The sequence below is a fragment of the Geodermatophilus sp. SYSU D00867 genome (genome assembly GCF_054050315.1).
Genome location: NZ_JBJGZC010000033.1, coordinates 20,201 through 37,331 on the forward strand (window position 1 = coordinate 20,201; position 17,131 = coordinate 37,331).

At 79.1% G+C, this 17,131-nt stretch carries 15 protein-coding genes; 10 read left to right on the plus strand and 5 right to left on the minus strand.

The window, feature by feature from the left end; all coding sequences use genetic code 11:
* Positions 1 to 114 precede the first annotated feature (114 nt).
* The gene (locus tag ACI8AK_RS22025) at positions 115 to 1,698 is read right to left on the minus strand and encodes a DUF4389 domain-containing protein (protein ID WP_456958021.1); all 1,584 of its coding nucleotides are present in this window, start codon (positions 1,696 to 1,698) and stop codon (positions 115 to 117) included.
* A 214-nt stretch (positions 1,699 to 1,912) separates the two neighbouring features.
* Between ACI8AK_RS22025 and ACI8AK_RS22030 the strand changes: the two genes are divergently transcribed.
* Genes ACI8AK_RS22030 through ACI8AK_RS22040 form a run of 3 tightly spaced genes read left to right on the plus strand, consistent with a single transcriptional unit; the run spans position 1,913 to position 4,221 of the window.
* Positions 1,913 to 2,755: a hypothetical protein gene (locus ACI8AK_RS22030; protein WP_456958023.1), complete on the plus strand. Its 843-nt coding sequence runs from the start codon at positions 1,913 to 1,915 to the stop codon at positions 2,753 to 2,755.
* Positions 2,752 to 3,615: a universal stress protein gene (locus tag ACI8AK_RS22035; RefSeq protein ID WP_456958025.1), complete on the plus strand. Its 864-nt coding sequence runs from the start codon at positions 2,752 to 2,754 to the stop codon at positions 3,613 to 3,615. Before ACI8AK_RS22030 ends, ACI8AK_RS22035 begins: the two co-directional genes overlap by 4 nt.
* Before the next feature lie 3 nt (positions 3,616 to 3,618).
* Positions 3,619 to 4,221 (plus strand): Rv1733c family protein, encoded by a 603-nt coding sequence (locus ACI8AK_RS22040; RefSeq protein ID WP_387993995.1) that lies wholly within the window; start codon positions 3,619 to 3,621, stop codon positions 4,219 to 4,221.
* 18 nt (positions 4,222 to 4,239) lie between these two features.
* Here the strand turns inward: ACI8AK_RS22040 and ACI8AK_RS22045 are convergent, their stop codons facing one another.
* Entirely contained in the window at positions 4,240 to 5,238 is a 999-nt protein-coding gene (locus tag ACI8AK_RS22045) for a zinc-dependent alcohol dehydrogenase family protein (RefSeq protein WP_456958027.1), read from the minus strand.
* A 125-nt stretch (positions 5,239 to 5,363) separates the two neighbouring features.
* On the minus strand, positions 5,364 to 5,723 hold the full coding sequence (locus tag ACI8AK_RS22050; protein WP_456958029.1) for a helix-turn-helix transcriptional regulator: 360 nt from the start codon (positions 5,721 to 5,723) through the stop codon (positions 5,364 to 5,366).
* Between the two features lie 180 nt (positions 5,724 to 5,903).
* On the opposite strand from ACI8AK_RS22050, the gene ACI8AK_RS22055 reads away from it, so the two are divergent.
* Entirely contained in the window at positions 5,904 to 6,965 is a 1,062-nt protein-coding gene (locus ACI8AK_RS22055) for a TerC family protein (protein ID WP_456958031.1), read from the plus strand.
* A 23-nt stretch (positions 6,966 to 6,988) separates the two neighbouring features.
* Here ACI8AK_RS22055 and ACI8AK_RS22060 read toward each other — a convergent pair whose 3' ends face one another.
* Positions 6,989 to 7,966, minus strand: coding sequence for a universal stress protein (locus ACI8AK_RS22060; RefSeq protein WP_456903737.1), 978 nt, complete (start codon positions 7,964 to 7,966; stop codon positions 6,989 to 6,991).
* A 268-nt stretch (positions 7,967 to 8,234) separates the two neighbouring features.
* Between ACI8AK_RS22060 and ACI8AK_RS22065 the strand changes: the two genes are divergently transcribed.
* The 3 genes from ACI8AK_RS22065 (at position 8,235) to ACI8AK_RS22075 (ending at position 11,269) form a co-directional block, all read left to right on the plus strand.
* Positions 8,235 to 8,789 carry a flavodoxin domain-containing protein gene (locus ACI8AK_RS22065; RefSeq protein WP_456958033.1) on the plus strand — a complete coding sequence of 185 codons (555 nt, stop codon included), beginning with the start codon at positions 8,235 to 8,237 and terminating at the stop codon, positions 8,787 to 8,789.
* A gap of 192 nt (positions 8,790 to 8,981) precedes the next feature.
* Positions 8,982 to 9,416 (plus strand): pyridoxamine 5'-phosphate oxidase family protein, encoded by a 435-nt coding sequence (locus tag ACI8AK_RS22070; RefSeq protein ID WP_387994012.1) that lies wholly within the window; start codon positions 8,982 to 8,984, stop codon positions 9,414 to 9,416.
* Positions 9,417 to 9,559: 143 nt separating this feature from the next.
* Entirely contained in the window at positions 9,560 to 11,269 is a 1,710-nt protein-coding gene (locus ACI8AK_RS22075; protein WP_456903731.1) for a GAF domain-containing protein, read from the plus strand.
* A gap of 52 nt (positions 11,270 to 11,321) precedes the next feature.
* On the opposite strand, the gene ACI8AK_RS22080 is transcribed toward ACI8AK_RS22075, so the two are convergent.
* Positions 11,322 to 11,993, minus strand: coding sequence for a response regulator (locus ACI8AK_RS22080; RefSeq protein ID WP_387994017.1), 672 nt, complete (start codon positions 11,991 to 11,993; stop codon positions 11,322 to 11,324).
* Between the two features lie 224 nt (positions 11,994 to 12,217).
* On the opposite strand from ACI8AK_RS22080, the gene ACI8AK_RS22085 reads away from it, so the two are divergent.
* From ACI8AK_RS22085 to ACI8AK_RS22095, 3 genes are all read left to right on the plus strand, one after another.
* Positions 12,218 to 13,132: a hypothetical protein gene (locus tag ACI8AK_RS22085; RefSeq protein WP_456958035.1), complete on the plus strand. Its 915-nt coding sequence runs from the start codon at positions 12,218 to 12,220 to the stop codon at positions 13,130 to 13,132.
* A 123-nt stretch (positions 13,133 to 13,255) separates the two neighbouring features.
* Entirely contained in the window at positions 13,256 to 15,658 is a 2,403-nt protein-coding gene (locus ACI8AK_RS22090; protein ID WP_456958037.1) for a phosphatase PAP2 family protein, read from the plus strand.
* 195 nt (positions 15,659 to 15,853) lie between these two features.
* The coding region (locus ACI8AK_RS22095; protein WP_456958039.1) for a DUF222 domain-containing protein at positions 15,854 to 17,131 on the plus strand (1,278 nt) is incomplete at its 3' end.

Below are 17,131 nucleotides of genomic sequence, written 5' to 3' on the forward strand. Positions count from 1 at the left end.
TCCTGTGGGGGCGCCGCCGCCGAGCGGCCCTCCCGGCGACCTCCGGCGCCCCCCACCGCCGGCTCCCGGACGACGCCCCCGCCGGCAGCCCGGCGGGGGCGTCGCCGTGCGCACTCAGTCCTGCCGGGTGCGGGTCGGCGTCGGCTCCGGCTCGGCACCGCGCGGGCGGGGCAGGACCGGCGGCCCCGCGGCCGGCACCGGGCCGGACGGCGGCAGCGGCCGGGCCCGGTGCGCCCCGAGCGCGACGAGCAGCACGCCGCCGCCGAGCAGCAGCGCGCCCACCGCCAGCAGCGACACGGAGACCCAGGTCAGCCCGGGCAGGGTGGCGCCGACCCGGACGTCGGCCTCGATGCCGGCGCCGCCGTCGGTCCGCATGAGCACGACGGTCCAGTCGCCCTCGTCCGGCCGCCAGTCCAGCGTCACCGACCCCGTGCCGACGGCCGAGGCGGCCCAGATGCCCGCCTCCTCCGGCGGGACCGGCGGCGACCCGCCCGCCTCCGCGTCGACGGCCCACGCCCACTCGTCCCCGGACCACCAGCCCGACTCGGCCGGCTCGACCTCCGCGCGGGCGACGCCGCCCAGGTACCGGTCGACGTCGGCGGTGCGGGCCAGGCCCAGGAACAGCTCGTCGTCGGGTCCGGTGGCGGTGGCCTGCACCCGCGCGGTGCCCAGCAGCTCGTCGACCACCCAGTCGGTCCCGTCGCCCTGCAGCAGGAGCCCCTGGCTGACGGCGGCGTGGCCGGCGGTGTCGACGGCCGCCGGCTCCGAGGTCACGAAGCCGCCGTCGCGCTGCGTGGTGTCGGCCCACAGCAGGCTGCCCCCGGCGGCGAGCAGGCCGGTCGCGGCGGTGACGAGCAGCGCGCCGGCGACCACGGCCACGACCGGCCCGGCCGTCCAGCGGCTGGTCGCCGGCGCGGCGACGGGGACCGCCGTCGCGCCCGCGGGAGGCGCCTGCCCGGCGGGGACCGGCGGCGCCGCGGCCGGCGCCGGCAGCGCGGCGGGGTCCGTCCCGCCCATGTCGAACCGGAAGGGCGGATAGGCGTCGGTCAGCAGCAGGACGTAGCCCGTCACCCGCAGGGACCACCGGTCCATGCCGAGGACGAAGTCGTACAGTGGTTGGGGATAACGGCCGGTGACGAGCAGGACGACGCCGGCCACGAGGACCAGCAGCGCGACCAGGCCACCGGCCGCCCACCCCTCGCTCCAGACGCCGTCGCCGTCCCAGTCGCCCGTGCCGAACCAGAGCCCGCCGCCGACGAACACCGCCAGCACGAGGTAGTGCGGCAGCGCCAGCAGCCACTTGACCAGCACCAGGCCTCGGGCCATCCGCTCCGGGTACACGACGTCCAGCCGGGCCGGGTGCCCGGGCACGTCGGCCAGGGTGAACGGCGGGTACCGGTCGGTGCCCAGCGCGGAGTAGCCGTAGTGCTGGACCCGCCAGGTCCAGCGCAGCACGCCCACGGTGAAGTCGAACAGCGGCCGCGGGTAGCGCGCGGTCACCAGGACCGCGAAGAACGCGACGACGGTGACGACGCCCACCGCCGCCCACAGGAACACCAGCACCACGAGGTGCGGTACCAGCAGCAGCCACTTGACCAGCCAGAGCCCGCGGGACAGCGGCGGGTCCAGGACCCCGTCGACCCGCACCGGGTAGGCGGGGGGCGGCGGTCCCGCCCCCGGGGACACGTGCTCGCTCACGACGCACCTCCTCCGCACCGCCGCGGCGGCCCGGGGTCGTCTCCCCGGCGCAGGCGGCCGTCCGGAGCCTCGCCCCCCGGGCCGCCGCGGGGACACGGGCGAAGGCGGGTCGGCCGCGGGGACGTTGGTCGGTGGTCCCGGGGACCGCGGGCCCCGGACGGCGGCGCCCGCACGGGCCAGGCTCGGGGGGACGACCGTCCCGAGGAGCCGCACCATGGCCCGCCGCGCCGCCCTCCCGGACCTGCCGCCTCCCCGGGTCCCGCGCCCTCCGCTGGAGGCGGCCACGGACGCCGCCGGGCGGGCCCCCTCCGTGCACGGCACCCGGCCCTGGCGCGCCGTGCTGCACCCCGGCCGGCTGGAGCTGGTCGCCGACCTCCCCCGGCAGCTCGCGGTCCCGGACCCCGTCGGCCGGGCCCGGGCGCGGAGCGTGGGTGCGGCCCTGTTCGACGCCCGGGTCGCGCTGGCCGCGGCCGGGTCCGCCGTCCGCGTCGACCGGCTGCCCGACCCCACCGACCCGGGGGTGGTGGCCGTCCTCCGCCCGGTCGACGGGCCGCCGGACCCGGTGCTGGCCGCCCTCGCCCCCGCCGTGCGCCGGGGCCACGCCGACCCCCGGCGGCTCGAGGCCGACCGCGTCCCCGAGGACGTGCTCCGGCTCCTGGTCGCCGCGGCCGCCGCGGAGGAGACGGTGCTCGTCCCGGTCACCCGCGAGGAGCACCTGCGCCTGGTCGCCCGGCTCGCGCAGCAGGCCGGCCGCGGCCCCGCCCCGGACACCGACCGGACCCTCGTGGTGCTCGCGACGCACCGCGACGACCTGCGCGCGTGGCTGCGCTGCGGCGAGGCCCTGGAGCGGGTGCTGCTGGAGCTCACCGCCCGCGGCTGGGGAGGCGAGCCGCTCCCCCGGCTCGTCGAGGTCCCGGTGACCCGCACCCAGCTGCGCTCGGCGCTCAGCTGGGACGCGCACCCCCAGGTGGTGCTGCGCACCGGCCGGGCCCCGGTCCCGGCGCCGACGCCCCGCCGCCCGGTCCCCGACGGCCACGGGGGGACGACGTGGGTGTGACCTCCCGGCTGGCCCCGGTCGTGGCCGCGGTCGGTCCCGACCGCTCCGCGCCGGTGGTGGCGGCGGCCGCCGCCGACCGGGCGCACCGCGAGCTGCGCCCTCTGCAGCTGGTGGCCGCGGTGGAGGGCGCGCACGACCCCGGCCGCGCCCACGACGGTCCGTGGCACCGCGCGCTCGCGCGGCTGGACGTGCTGCGCCGCGACCTCACCGCCCGCGCCCCCGCCACCCCGGTGCGGACCGTCGTGCGCACCGGTCCCGCGTCCGGGGTGCTGCGCGAGGAGTCCGCCGGGGCGGCGGTGCTGGTCCTCGGCACGGGTCCCGCGGCCGGTGGGCTGGGCCCCGTCGCCCGGGACCTGCTCGCGTCCGCGGCCTGCCCCGTGCTCGCCGTGCCCCCGGGCGCCACCGGGGGCAGCGAGGTCGTGGCCGGCGTGGAGGGCACGGCCGGGACGACGGCGGTGCTCGCCGCGGCGGCCCTCGAGGCCGGCACGCGGGGCTGCCCGCTGCGCGTGGTGCACGCGTGGCCCGGCGGGGGCGCCCTCGGCGGGGCGGCGGTCCCGGCGGCCGTCGCCGAGGCCGAGCGCCGGCTCGTCGAGACGCACGCCGCCCGGGTGCACGAGGGCTGGCCGGCGGTGCCGGTGACCGTCGACGTCCGCGAGGGGGACCCCGCCCCGGCGCTCGTGCGCCTGTCCCGGGACGCCGGGCTGCTGGTCCTCGGGCGGCCGCGCACCCCGGCCGGCCCGGCCCTCGTCGAGGCGGTCGCGGGGCACGCGCGCTGCCCCGTGCTCGTCGTGCCGGCCCCTCCCCCGCCGCGACCCGACGACGCCCGCCGGCGCCGGGCCGCCGTCGCGCCGGCGAGGTGACCCGTGCCCCCCGACGCCGCCCCGCCGCCGGGGTACCTGCGCGCGCTGGTGCGGCGCGGCCTCGCCCCGCGCGCCCGCACGGCCGACCGGGTGGAGCTGGTCTCCTGCCTCGCGAGCGTCCTGCTGGCCGTCGCGGTGGTGCCGGTGGCGCTGGCGGTGGGCAGCGTGGTGGCGTCGGACACCGGCGCGCTGGCCGATCGCCAGGCCGCGCAGCGGCAGCAGGTGCCCGCGGTGGTCCTCGAGGACGCGGAGGTGCTGCCCGGCTCCCCGACGTCGCTGCGGGCGACCGCGCCGGCGCGGTGGGAGGCCCCGGACGGCGGCACCCGCGAGGACACGGTGCCGGTCGCGCCGGGGACCCCGGCCGGGGCCACGGTGCCGGTGTGGACCGGTCCGGGCGGCGGGCGCGCCGGCCCGCCGATCGAGGCCACCGACGTCGCCGTGGTCAGCGTGACCAGCGGCGTGCTGACCCTGCTGCTCGGGCTGGCCACGGCGGCGGTCGCGCACGCCTCGGTCTGCGCCTGGACCGGCCGGGCGCGCGACCGGGCCTGGGAGCGCGAGTGGGCCGAGGTCGGGCCCCTGTGGGCCGACCGCTTCCGGCTGCCCTGACCCCCGGGCCGCGGCGCGTCAGACGTGCAGCACCGCGGCCCCGGCGAAGCGGCCGTGCGCGAGGTCGGCCAGCGCGCGCGGGGCGTCGTCGAGGGCGTAGGCGGTCGTGGTCGCGCGCACCCCCAGCCGGGCGGCGAGGACGAGGAACTCCTCGGCGTCGCGGCGGGTGTTGGCGGTGACGCTGCGCAGCCGGCGCTCCTGGAACAGCTCGCCGGCGTAGGACAGCGGCGGCACGTCGGACAGCCAGATGCCAGCGACGGCGAGCGTGCCGCCGCGGTCCAGGGCGCGCAGCGCGACCGGCACCAGCTCCCCGGCCGGCGCGAACAGCACCGCGCCGTCCAGCGGCTCCGGCGGCGGGTCGGCCGGGCCGCCGACGGAGTCCACCCCGAGCTCCCGCGCCAGCGCCCGGTTGGCGGCGCCGCGGGTCAGCACGTGCACCCGCATCCCCTGCGCCAGCGCGACCTGCGCCGTCAGGTGGGCGCTGCCGCCGAAGCCGTAGACCCCCAGCCGGCCGCCGGGCGGGACCGCGGCGCAGCGCAGCGCCCGCCAGCCGATGATCCCGGCGCACAGCAGCGGCGCGGCCGCCTCGTCGTCGAGGCCCTCGGGCAGCCGGTGGGCGAAGCGCTCGTCGACCAGGCAGGCCTCGGCGTAGCCGCCGTCGAGGTCCCAGCCGGTGAACCGCGGGTCGGTGCACAGGTTCTCGTCGCCGCGGCGGCAGAACCGGCAGCTGCCGTCGGTGCGGCCGAGCCACGGGACGCCGACCCGGTCGCCGGGTGCGAAGCGGGCCGCCCCGGGGCCGAGCGCGTCGACGCGGCCGACGACCTCGTGCCCGGGGACGACGCCCGGCCGCCGCGGCGGCAGGTCGCCCTCGGCCAGGTGCAGGTCGGTGCGGCACACGCCGCAGCAGCGGACGGCGACCCGGACCTGCCCCGGGCCGGGGACGGGCGGCTCGCGCTCCACCCGGCGCAGCGGTCCCGCGTCCACCGGCGCCGGCGTCCCGACCACCCAGGCCCGCACCCGCGCCTCCTCAGACCGTCGTCCCGGCCGGCACCTGCCGCGGGTGCGCCACGACGACGGGGCACCGGGCCCGGGGCACGCAGCCGAGGACGACCGGCGACCCGTCGAGGCCGGCGACCACCCCGTCACCCTCCGCCGGAGCCCGGGCGCGGGTCCGCCGCCGGACGTCCCCCCGGCGGCGGACCTTGGTCCCGGGCGAAGACGGCGAGCAGCGCGTCCACCTCGTACGCGGCCGTGGCGGGGTGCCGGAAGTGCTGGTGCGGCCGGATCTCGTAGCGGGTGCGCCGGCCGTGCCGGTGGCGCGTCAGGTACCCGCCCTCCTCGAGGTCGCGGAGGATCCCCAGGGCCGCCCGGGGGGTGACACCCACCCGGGCCGCCACGTCGACGACCCGCGCGTCGGGGTCGGCGGCCACGGCGAGGAGCACGTGGCCGTGGTTGGTGAGGAAGGTCCAGGACGGGCGCGCCGCCCGGGCGTCCGCGGTCACGGGCTGCTCCTCGGTCCGGTGGCGGGGACAGGTGAACCGTGCTTCACTGGTTCTCGCGGAGGGGAGTATCCCCGTGGCGCTGCCGCCGTCAGGACGGCCCCGGAGGAGGGGTCCGGCGGAGCGGGTCCCAGACGGGCCGGGAGAGACCTCCGGTTGGTGCTCACCGACTGGAGGCTGTCCGTGGACGTCCCCTTCTGGCTCTGGCCGGCCGTGCTCGGCCTCATCGTCGGCATGCTCGCCGTCGACCTGTTCGCCCACCGCCGGGCGCACGTCATCGGCGTCCGCGAGGCCGCGCTGTGGTCGGCGGCCTGGGTGGCGGTCGGCGTCGCCTTCGGCGCCTGGGTGTGGTGGGAGCACGGCGCCGAGCCCGGCCAGCAGTACTTCGCCGGCTACCTGATCGAGAAGTCGCTGGCGGTGGACAACGTCTTCGTCTGGGCGGTCCTGTTCACCTACTTCGCGGTGCCGCGGGAGTACCAGCACCGCGTGCTGTTCCTCGGCGTCCTCGGCGCCCTCGTCCTGCGCGGGCTGTTCATCGCCGGCGGCTCGGTGCTGGTCGAGCGCTTCGACTGGGTGCTGTACCTGTTCGCCGGGTTCCTGCTCTGGACCGGCTGGCGGATGGCCCGGCAGCGCGACGAGCACCTGGACCCGGAGCGGTCCCGGGCGCTGCGGTGGTTCCGCCGGTACGTGCCGATGACCGACGCCTACCACGGGCAGCGGTTCCTCGTCCGCCGCGACGGCGTCCTGCTGGCCACGCCGCTGCTGGCGGTGCTCGTGCTCGTCGAGGTGACCGACGTCGTCTTCGCCGTCGACTCGATCCCGGCCATCTTCGCCGTCACCGACGAGCCGTTCCTCGTCTTCACGGCCAACGCCTTCGCGCTGCTGGGGCTGCGCGCGATGTACTTCCTGCTCGCCGACCTGGTCCACCGGTTCGTGTACCTCAAGACCGGGCTGGCCCTGGTCCTCGTGTGGGTCGGCGTCAAGATGCTGCTCAAGGTGGACCTGTTCCACGTGCCGACCGCGGTCAGCCTCGCGGTCATCACCACGATCATCGGCGTCTCGGTCGCCGCGAGCCTGCGGGCCACCCGGGGTCAGGGCCGGCGTCCGGTCGCCGCTCCGCCGGCGCCGCCGTTCCGGACCGCCACCGCCGAGGAGGTCGCGGCTCTCGAGCCGCTGTGGCGCCGCCGCCGCGCGGACGCGCCGGCCGCGGCGGGGTCCGGCCCCTCCCCCGGGGAGCGGCGGTGAGTCCCGCCCCCCGGGGCGCCCGGTCACGCCCGCGCCGGCTCGCCCGCGTCGACGGTGACCCCGGTGCGCCGGCCGGCGGGGTGGACGACCAGGACCGGGCAGGCGGCGTGCACCGCGCAGTGCAGCGCCACCGACCCGACCAGCAGCCCGCGCACCGCCCCGCGCCCGCGGCCGCCCACCACCAGCAGCGCGGCGTCGCGCGCCCGGTCGACCAGCACGTCGGAGGCGGCGCCCTCGACCACGTCCACGTCGACCCGCGGCACCGGCGCGTCCGCGGGCCGGCCGCCGAGCACGCCGTCGACGGCCTCGTCCACCCGCCGGCGCAGGTCGCCGCGGACCTCGTCCCGCGAGGGCACGACGACCGAGGACAGGTCCACCCAGTAGTCGGTGAGGACGTAGGTGGCCAGCACGTGGAGCTCCGCACCCGTCCGCGCGGCCTCCTCGACCGCCGCGGCGAGGGCCGCGTGCGCCGTGGCGGAGCCGTCGAAGCCGGCGACCACCCGCGGCGGGGCGGCCGGCTCGTCGGTCCGCGGGTGCACCACCAGCACCGGACAGCGGGCGTGGGTGACCGTGTGCAGGGCGACCGAGCCGAGCAGGGCGCTGCGCACCGCTCCCCGTCCGCGGTTGCCGACGACGACGAGCTGCGCGTCGGCCGACCGGCTCACCAGGGCGGCCGCGGGTGACTCGGGTGTGACGTCGACGTCGACGGGGACGCCGTCCGCCTCCGGGACCTCCTCGCGGACCGACGCCACCAGCTCCTCGGTCAGCCGCCGGGTGGCGCCGCGGACGTCGTCGACCAGCGGCACCACGACGCCCGCGCCGCCGAGCCAGTACAGGTCGGACGCGAAGCTGCTGACCACCAGGAGTCCGGCGGCGCGCTCCGCGGCGGCACGGAGGGCCGCGTGCAGGGCGGCGCGGGCCGGGACCGAGCCGTCCACCCCGACGACGACGGGGCCGACGGCAGGCGCGACGGCGCCGGGCTGCTGGGGGGTCGCGTCCATCGGCGGTCCTCACGTCGGGCCCGGGGACGCCCCGGGCGGGCGCCCCGACGATGCGCCGCGCGGCCGCCGCCCGGCCCGGGGCGAGGGACCCGGGGTCCCGGGACCTCCGTCCCTCCGCACGGCGGCCGCCGACCCTGGGGCCGGGTGCGCGGACTCCCTAGCGTCCGGCACACCGACCGCGAGGAGGAGCCGTGCAGACCAGGGACGTCATGACGCGCGACGTGCCCGCGGTGGTCCCCGCCGCCGGCGGCCGGCGGGGAGGACCACGGTGAGCCGGCCCCGGGTCCTGGTCGCCCACGCCAGCCGGCACGGGTCGACCCGGGAGATCGCCGAGGCCCTGGCCCGCGACGTGGGCGGGTCCCCGGCCGGGCGCTCGGTGGGCCTCTCCGCGGCGGCGCTGCCGGCCGGGTCGCGGCCCGACCCCGCCGCCTGGGACGCGGTCGTGCTGGGCAGCGCCGTCCACGCCGGCCGATGGCTCCCCCCGGCCCAGGACCTGGCCGTGCGGTGCGCGGGGGTGCTCCGCCGGCGGCCGGTGTGGCTGTTCTCCAGCGGGCCGATCGGCGATCCGCCGTACCCGCCGGAGGACCCGCAGGACGCCGCCGCGCCGGCCGCGCTGCTCGCCCCGCGCGGCCACCGGGTCCTGCCCGGCCGGCTCGACCGGGCCCTGCTCGGCTCCGGCGGCCGTGCGGTGGTCACCGCGATGCGTGCCCCGGTCGGCGACTTCCGGGACCGGGACGCCGTCCGGTCGTGGGCCGGTGAGATCGCCGGCGCGGTCGCCGCGGGCCGTCCGGCCGTGGCGTCGCAGCGGCTGTCCGGTGCCTGACCCGCCGCGGCCGCCGCACCGGGCCGGCGGGAGGGCCGTCCGGGCCGCCGACCCGGGCCTCCCGGCCCCTCCGTCCAGGACCGTCGCCCCGGTGCGGTCCCGCCTCCGGCAGGGCAACCTGGGGAGTCGGCGCCCGCAGGGGCGCACGTGGGGGCCGCGCCACCCCCGCGGCACGCCGAACGGGGAACGCACGTGACCGGTACGGGGACCATCCGCACCTCCCTCGACGACGGGGAGTGCCGCTCCCTGCTGGGCAGGGGCACCCACGGGCACCTCGCCTTCACCCGGGACGCCCTGCCGGCGATCGCACCGGTCCGCTACGCGCTCGACGGGGACCGCGTGGTCATCCCCGCGGCCCCGGACAGCGACCACCTGCCGCCGGCGGGGGGCGCCGTCGTCGTGCTCGGCGTGGACGGCTGCGACGGCGACACCGAGTGGTCGGTGACCGTCGTGGGCCCGGCGCGGACCGTCACCGACGCCGCCACCGCGGCCGCCCTCCGCGCCCGGGACTGGCCCCGGCCGCTGCTGGTCGGGGACGGCCACCGGTTCGTGCTCCTGACCATCGGGGTCCTGCGCGGCTGGCGGACCACGCCCCCGGTGGCCCCGGTCCCGGGGAGGGCGGGGTGACCCCGGACAGCACCGTGTGACCCCGGACGACGCCGTGTGACCCCGCCGGGGCGGGACGGGCGGGACCGCCGGGTGCCTACCACCGGCCGGGGTCCCGTGCCAGTCTGGGCCGGCGAGGTCAGGCCTCGGTGAGGGGTGCCGACATGACCGGTCCGGTGTCAGCGCGCGGGCCCGGGCCCGCGGGCGGGTCGGCCCTGGCCGGGATGCGGCTCACCGAGCTGGTCGACGAGGTGCAGGACCGGCTGACCGCGGTCGCCCGCAGCCAGGAACGCATCCAGAACCTGCTCGACGCGTTCCTGTCGGTCTCCTCCGGCCTGGACCTGGAGACCACCCTGCGGCGCATCGTGGAGAGCGCCTGCGACCTGGTCGACGCCCGGTACGGAGCGCTGGGCGTGCTCGCTCCGGAGGGCGGGCTGGCGGCGTTCATCCACGTCGGCGTCGACGAGGCGACCGCCGCCGCGCTGGGCTCGCTGCCCGAGGGCAAGGGCGTGCTCGGGCAGCTGATCACCGAGCCGTACCCGTTGCGGATCGCCGACCTGAGCAAGCACCCGGCCTCGGTCGGCTTCCCCCCGGGCCACCCGGAGATGCACAGCTTCCTCGGGGTGCCGGTGCTCGTGCGCGGCACGGTGTTCGGCAACCTCTACATGACCGAGAAGCGGCAGGGGGAGTTCACCCCCGAGGACGAGGCGGTGCTCACCGCTCTCGCCGGCGCCGCGGGCGTCGCCGTCGACAACGCCCGGCTCTACGAGGAGGCCGAGGAGCGTCGCCGGTGGGCGACCGCGCTCTCCGACGTCCGGGCCAGCCTGCTCGACACCGGCTCCGGCGAGCGGGCGCTCGCCCTCGTCGCCGAGCGGGTCCGCGAGCTGACCGGCGCCGCGGCGGCGTGGATCATGGCCGGCCCCGACGCCGCGGGCCGCTACGAGGTCCGGGTCCAGGTCGGCGACGGGCTGCGGGACATCACCGGGACCTGGGTGGACGTGGCCGACAGCCCGGTGCTGCAGGCCATGGGCGACGGCGCCGGCGAGGTCGTCACCCTCGACATGACCGGGCTGGCCTACGACGGGCCCAACGCGCACGTGGAGTGGGGTCCCTGCCTGGGCGTCCCGCTGCGCGGCACGGAGGCGGAGTCCGCGGTCGTGATCGCGGCCCGCCGCGCGGGGTCGCCGGCGTTCGACGGCGCGCTGCCGGCGCTGGTCGGCTCGTTCGCCGACCAGGCCGCGGTCGCCCTCGACCTCGCCGCCCGGCAGCGCCTCGCCCGCCAGCTCGACGTCTACGAGGACCGCGACCGCATCGCCCGCGACCTGCACGACCACGTCATCCAGCGGGTGTTCGCCGCCGGGCTGAGCCTGCAGTCGGTCCTCCCGCGGGTCGCCGACCCGCAGGTGCAGGGCCGGATCCGCGACGTCGTCCGCCAGCTCGACGACACCGTCCGCGACATCCGCACGAGCATCTTCGACCTGCACACCGTCGACCAGCCCGACGGCGGGGTGCGCCGGCAGGTGCTGGACACGGTGGCCGGCACCGCCGGCGACCTGGAGTCCACCGTGCGCACCTCCGGCGCGGTCGACACGCTCGTCACCGGCGGGCTGGCCACCGACGTGGTGGCCGTCGTCCGGGAGGCGGTGAGCAACGCGGCCCGCCACTCCGGCGCCCGGCACGTGACCGTCACCCTCGACGTCGGCGACGAGCTGGTGCTCGAGGTGGTCGACGACGGCCGGGGCATCGACGCGCGGGCCGCGCGCAGCGGGCTGCGCAACCTGGAGCAGCGGGCGACCGGCCGCGGCGGCGGCCTCGAGGTCGCGGCGGTCCCGGACGGCGGGACCCGGCTGCGGTGGTGGGCACCGCTGTCCTGACCGGCCCGCGGTGGCGGGCGCCGCCGTCCCGACCGGCCGCCGGCCCGGCCGGTCAGCCCTGGCGGGGCGTCCCGCCGCGCAGCTGGGTCGCCAGGACCGCGGCCTGGGTGCGCCGCTCCAGGCCCAGCTTGGCCAGCAGGTGGGACACGTAGTTCTTCACCGTCTTCTCGGCGAGGAACATCCGCTCGCCGATCTGCCGGTTGGTGAGCCCCTCGCCGATGAGCTCGAGCACCGTGCGCTCCTGCTCGCTGAGCCGGGCCAGCGGCCCGGCCGGCTCCGCGGCGCGCCGCATCCGCTCGAGCACCGCGGTGGTGGCCGCGGGGTCCAGCAGCGAGCCGCCGGCGGCCACCGTGCGCACCGCGCTGACCAGGTCGGCGCCGAGGATCTGCTTGAGCAGGTAGCCCGAGGCGCCGGCCATGATCGCCTCGAACAGGGCCTCGTCGTCGCTGTAGCTGGTCAGCATGATCACCCGCAGCTCCGGCATCCGGCTGCGGAGCTCGCGGCAGACCGAGACGCCGTCGCCGTCGGGCAGCCGGACGTCCAGCACCGCGACGTCGGGCCGGAGCGCGGGCACGCGGGCCAGGGCCTCGGAGGCGTTCTTCGCCTCCCCCACGACCCGGATGCCGGGGTCGCTCTCCAGGACGTCGGCGACGCCGCGGCGCACCACCTCGTGGTCGTCGAGGAGGAAGACCCCGATCGGCGCCTGCTGCGTGTCCGTGTCCACCGGAGCCCTCCCGTCCCGCGGTCGCCGTCCGAGGTTAGGGCCTGCCGGCCACCCGGGGCGCGGGGTCGGAGGTCCCGTCCCGCCGGCCCTCCGGCCGCCGGCGACCTCCGGCCCGCCGACCGGGGACGTCCGGCCCTCACCGCCGTCCGGCCGGGGCGCGAGCGTCGGGCCGTGGACGACGCCTCCCTCCGGGTCCGGGCCGGCCGCGCCACCCCGGAGGAGCCGTGACGTCGTCCCTGCTCGACCGCGCCACCGCCCGCGCGGCCGTCGCGCTGGCCGACCGCGCGCCGTCGCCGCACGACACCCGGCCCTGGCGCTGGCGGATCGGGCGCACGTCGGTCCACCTGTCCGCCGACCCGTCCCGGCGGCTGCCGGCGACCGACCCCGGGAGCCGGGACCTGCTGATCGGCTGCGGTGCCGCGCTCCACCACCTCCGGGTGGCCCTGCATGCCGCCGGCCTGGCCCCGTGCGTCCACCGGCTGCCCGACCCCGCGCACCCCGCACACCTCGCCGCCGTCGACGTGTCCCCCGCCGAGCCGGCCCCGGACGACCTCGCCCTGGCGCAGGCCGTCGAGCACCGCCGCAGCGACCCGCGCGTCTACTCCCCCTGGCCCGTCCCGGCGGAGCTGCTCGCCGACCTGGTGCGCGCCGCGGCCGGGGAGACGGCGCGGCTCACCGTCCTCGCCGCCCGCGCCCGGCGGGAGGTGGTGCGCCTGGTCGAGGAGGCCGCCTGGAGCGGGCGGTCCCGCGGCTCGGTGGACGGCGTCCCGGTGCGGGACCTCGCCGGCGGCGCGCTCCGGCTCGCCGGTGACGGGTCCGGAGGGAGCGTCCTCGCCGTCCTCACCACCGCCGGCGACGGGCCCGCCGACCGGCTGCGGGCGGGCGAGGCGCTCAGCGCGGTGCTCCTGACCGCGACCGCCGTCGGCCTGGCCACCGACCCGGTCGGCCGGCCGCTCGAGGTCCCGCACGTCCGGGCCCGGCTGGCCGCGCTGTGCGCCGGCGTCTCCCCCGACGCGCCGGGGACGCCCCAGGCTCTCGTGCGGCTGGGCTGGGCGCCGGTCAGCGCCGACCCGGTCCCGGCGACCCGGCGCCGCCCGGTCGACGAGGCCGTCGACCCGCTCGACGCCCCCTGGTCCTGACCGCACCGGCAGTGCCGGCCGAGGCGTGTCCGCCTGCCGGTGGGCAGCGCCCCGCAGGTGGCGCCCACGGGCAGGGCCGGAGGACCCTGCCCGTGGGCGGGGGCGGGGCGCTGGACTGTGGCCGTGACCACCCGGACCGTCCCCGCGGGGCAGCTGGGCCGCGGGGCCGGTCCCTCCGGCTGGGGACGGGGACGTCCGCAGCGCCTGACGACCGACCTGGTGCGCGTGGCCCTGGGGCTCGTCGTCCTGGGCACGGGGGTGCTGATCGCCCGGCGGGGGCAGCTGTCCGCCCTCGAGCGGGACCTGTTCCGGCTGTTCAACGACCTGCCGGCCGGCATCATGCCGGCGGTCTGGGTGGTCATGCAGCTGGGCAACGTGCTCGCCGTCCCGGCGCTCGCGCTGGTCGCCGTCCTGTGCCGCCGCCTCCGCGCGGCGCGGGACCTCCTCCTCTCCGGGTTCGCGGCCTACCTGGCCGCCGACCTGGTGAAGTCGCTGGTCGGCCGGGAACGGCCCGCGGGCCTGCCGGTCGGCGCGGTCCTGCACGAGGGCACCGTGGGCGGGGCAGGCTTCGTCTCCGGCCACTCGGCGGTCGCCGCCGCCCTCGCCGCCGCCGCCGCCCCGTACCTGACCCGGCGGGGACGCCGGGTGGCGTGGGCGCTGGCGTGGTCGGTCGCGCTCGCCCGCGTGTACGTGGGCGCCCACCTGCCCCTCGACGTCGTCGGGGGCGTGGCGCTGGGCTGGGCGATCGGCTCGCTGGTGCACTGGGTGTTCGGGGTGCCGTCGCGGGAGGTCCCGCCCGGCCGGGTCGAGGCCGTGCTGCGGCGCTTCGGGCTGCCGGTCACCGGGGTGGCGCCGGCCGCGGTGCGGGCACGCAGCTCCCAGCCGTTCACGGCGGTCGACGACCGCGGCCGGCGGCTGTACGTGAAGTACCTGGAGCCCGACCGGCACGAGCGCGACCGGCTGCACCGGATGTGGCGGGTGTTCGCCGTCGGGGACGTGAAGGACGCCGACGCGCTGGCCCCGCTGGGGCACCAGGCCGAGCACGAGGCGGTGGCCGCCCTGACCGTCGAGCGGCGCGGGGTGCGGGTGCCGTCGGTGCTGCTGGCCCGCGGCGGGTCCGGGGACGCCGTCGTCGTGCAGGAGTACGTCGAGGGCCGACCGCTCGACGAGCTGGACCCGGCGGAGCGGACCCCCGGGCTGCTGCACCAGGTGTGGAGCGAGGTCGCCCGGATGCACGCCGCGAACGTGGCGCACCGGGACCTCGTGGCCGCCAGCGTGCTGGTCGACCCGGCGGGCCGGCCGTGGCTGGTCGACTTCGGCAACGCCCGGACCGGCGCCACCGACGACGAGGAGGCCGTCGACGTCGCCGAGCTGCTGGCCTCGCTGGCCGCCGCACCCGGGGCCCCGTGCGACCCGGTCGCGCTGGTGGCCGCGGCGGTCGACGTCCTCGGGGAGCCGGCCGTCGCGGCGGCGCTGCCGTCGCTGACGCCGCTGGCGCTGTCGTCCGAGACGCGGGAGCGGCTGCGCGCCGAGCCGTCCCGCCTGGCCGCGCTGCGGGCCGCCCTGCACGCCCGGCTGGACCTGCCCGACCCCGACCGCCCGGTGTTCCCGCCCGCCGGGCCCGTGGCGCGGGTGCTCGTGACCCTCGGCTGCGCGGTTGCCTTCGCCGGACCCGTGGTGGTCGCGGGGGTCGGCGCCGCCGTCGACAGCGTCGGGGCGCAGGGGTGGCGGTGGCTGGGCGGAGCCGGGCTGCTGGCCGCCGCCGCGGCCCTGGCCCGCGCGGCCGCCGTCGCCCGGGCCGCCGACCGGCGGGTGTCGGTGGGCCGGGCGCTCGTCGTCACGCTGGTCGCCCGGAACGTGGGCCTGGTGCACGGCCGCGACGGCGAGCGCCTGGCGCGCGCCCGGCTGCTGGAGCGGGCCGGGCTGCTGCCGGCGACCGCGCACGCGGCGACGGTGCGGACCGCGGTCGCCGGCCTGGCCGGGGCGGCCGTGGCGGCGGGGGCGGTCGTCGCGCTCGCCGCCGTCGACGGCTCGATCCCGGACTGGCGGTCCCCGACCGCGGTCCTCCCTGCGGCCGCCGCCGGCCTGGCCGCCTGGGTGCTGGTGGGCGCGGGACAGCTGACGGCCCGCCGCGGCAACGCCGAGCCGCTCCCGTCGACCGCCGTGCGCCGCCTGGTCCCGCGGCGGCAGCAGGCGGCCCTCCTCGGCTGGGTCGCCCTCGCCGTCTCGCTCGAGGCCGCGGTCCTCTCGGCCGCGGTGCAGGCGGCCGGCGGCGGGGTCCCCGTGCTCGCCGTCGCCGGCTGCTACGCCGTCCTCCGCCTGGTCTGGATCGCGCTGCCCGCCTCCGCCCTGCCCGGCGCCCCCGAGGCGGTGCTTCTCCTGCTGCTCGGCACCATCGGGACGCCCGCGGCCGCCGCCTGTGTCGCCGTCCTCGTCACCCGGTCGCTGACCGTCTGGATCCCCGCCGCCGTCGGCGTCGCGGTGGACCGGCGGTCCCACCCGGCCACCGTCCCCGCGTCCGTCTGACCGGCCGGGCCGGCTGCCCAGCACGTCCGACGGGACGTCCGGTCCTGGTTCCCGGTGGGCCGATGGGCGGTCGAGAGGCCATCCGTCGCGGACGGGGTGCGTCGGTCGCACCCGACTCGGCCGTCCGCGGACAGGGGCGCAGGACTCGCCTCTGGCCTGCGGGAACTGTCGTACCCCGGCCGTAGCGTGCGGGGTGTGGAGGAGGTCGCCGAGTACGTCTCGCCGGTGGAGCGCGCGCTCGCCGGCTGGCTGCTGGAGCAGCCGGTGTCGATCCCCCGGCTGCCGGTGGCGCTGCTGTCCCGGGAGCAGAAGGCCGCCGAGCTGCAGCGGGTGGCCGCGCTCAAGGCGATGACCGCCGCCTACGAGGCCGAGCTGGTCCTGGGCCTGGCCGACGACTCCCCCGATGACGACGACCCGGCACTCGGCACCCCGGGCACCCGCTCCCGGTCGTGGAAGCCGGATGCCGAGCTGCCCGGGGTGTCGGAGTTCTTCCCCGCCGAGCTCGCGATGGTCCTCAACTGCGGGCGGCTGGCCGCCGCGCAGCTGGCGCACCGAGCGTGGACCTACCGGGAGAGACTGCCCGGGACCTGGGCGGCGCTGGCCGCCGGGCGGCTGGACGAGGCGCGCGCCAGGGCGCTGGTCGACGTGCTGGAGCACACCGACGCGGCCACCGCCCGGACGATCGAGGCCCGGCTGCTGCCGGAGGCCATGTCCCTGACGGTGCGCAAGCTCAAGGACCGCGCGCTGGCGGTGCTGCTCGACGCCGACGCCCAGGCCATCGACGGCCGCCGGAGGCAGGCCGAGCGGCACGCCGACGTGCGGCTGTACGACTGCCCGTTCGACGGCATGGCCACCCTCGCCGCCGACCTCCCGGCAGATGTCGCCGCGGCCAGCTTTGCGGTTGTGGACGAGCTGGCGCGGATGCTGAAGGCCGACGGGGACCAGCGGCCGATCGGGCAGCTGCGCACCCTGGTGTTCGCCGACCTGCTGCAGCGCCCCTGGGAGACCGACCGGCCGCCGGTCACCGCGCACCTGCAGGTCATCGCCACTCTCAGTGCGCTGGCCGGCCGCAGCAGCGAGGCCGGGGCGGTGAACGGGCTGCCGATCACCGCCGCCCACCTCCGGGAACTCCTGCAGCAACTGGAGGCGCTCGGCGTCCGGGCACCGGAGGGCGGCTCGGTCACCCTGGCGCTGGTCGACGACGACGGCACGCTGCGGGCGACGACCACGCTGAACCGGTTGCGTCGGCTCGCCCGCACCGGCTGCGCCGACCACCCGGACACTGACTGCGACTGTGCGCTGCTCGAGCGACCGGCCGCGACGGACAGCTACGAGCCCTCCGCGCCGCAGCAGGCGTTCGTGCACACCCGCGACCGCACCTGCCGCTTCCCCACCTGCGGCCAGCGCGTCGGCTGGGCCGACACCGACCACGTCGTCCCCCACGCCACCGGCGGCGCCACCGACTGCGCCAAC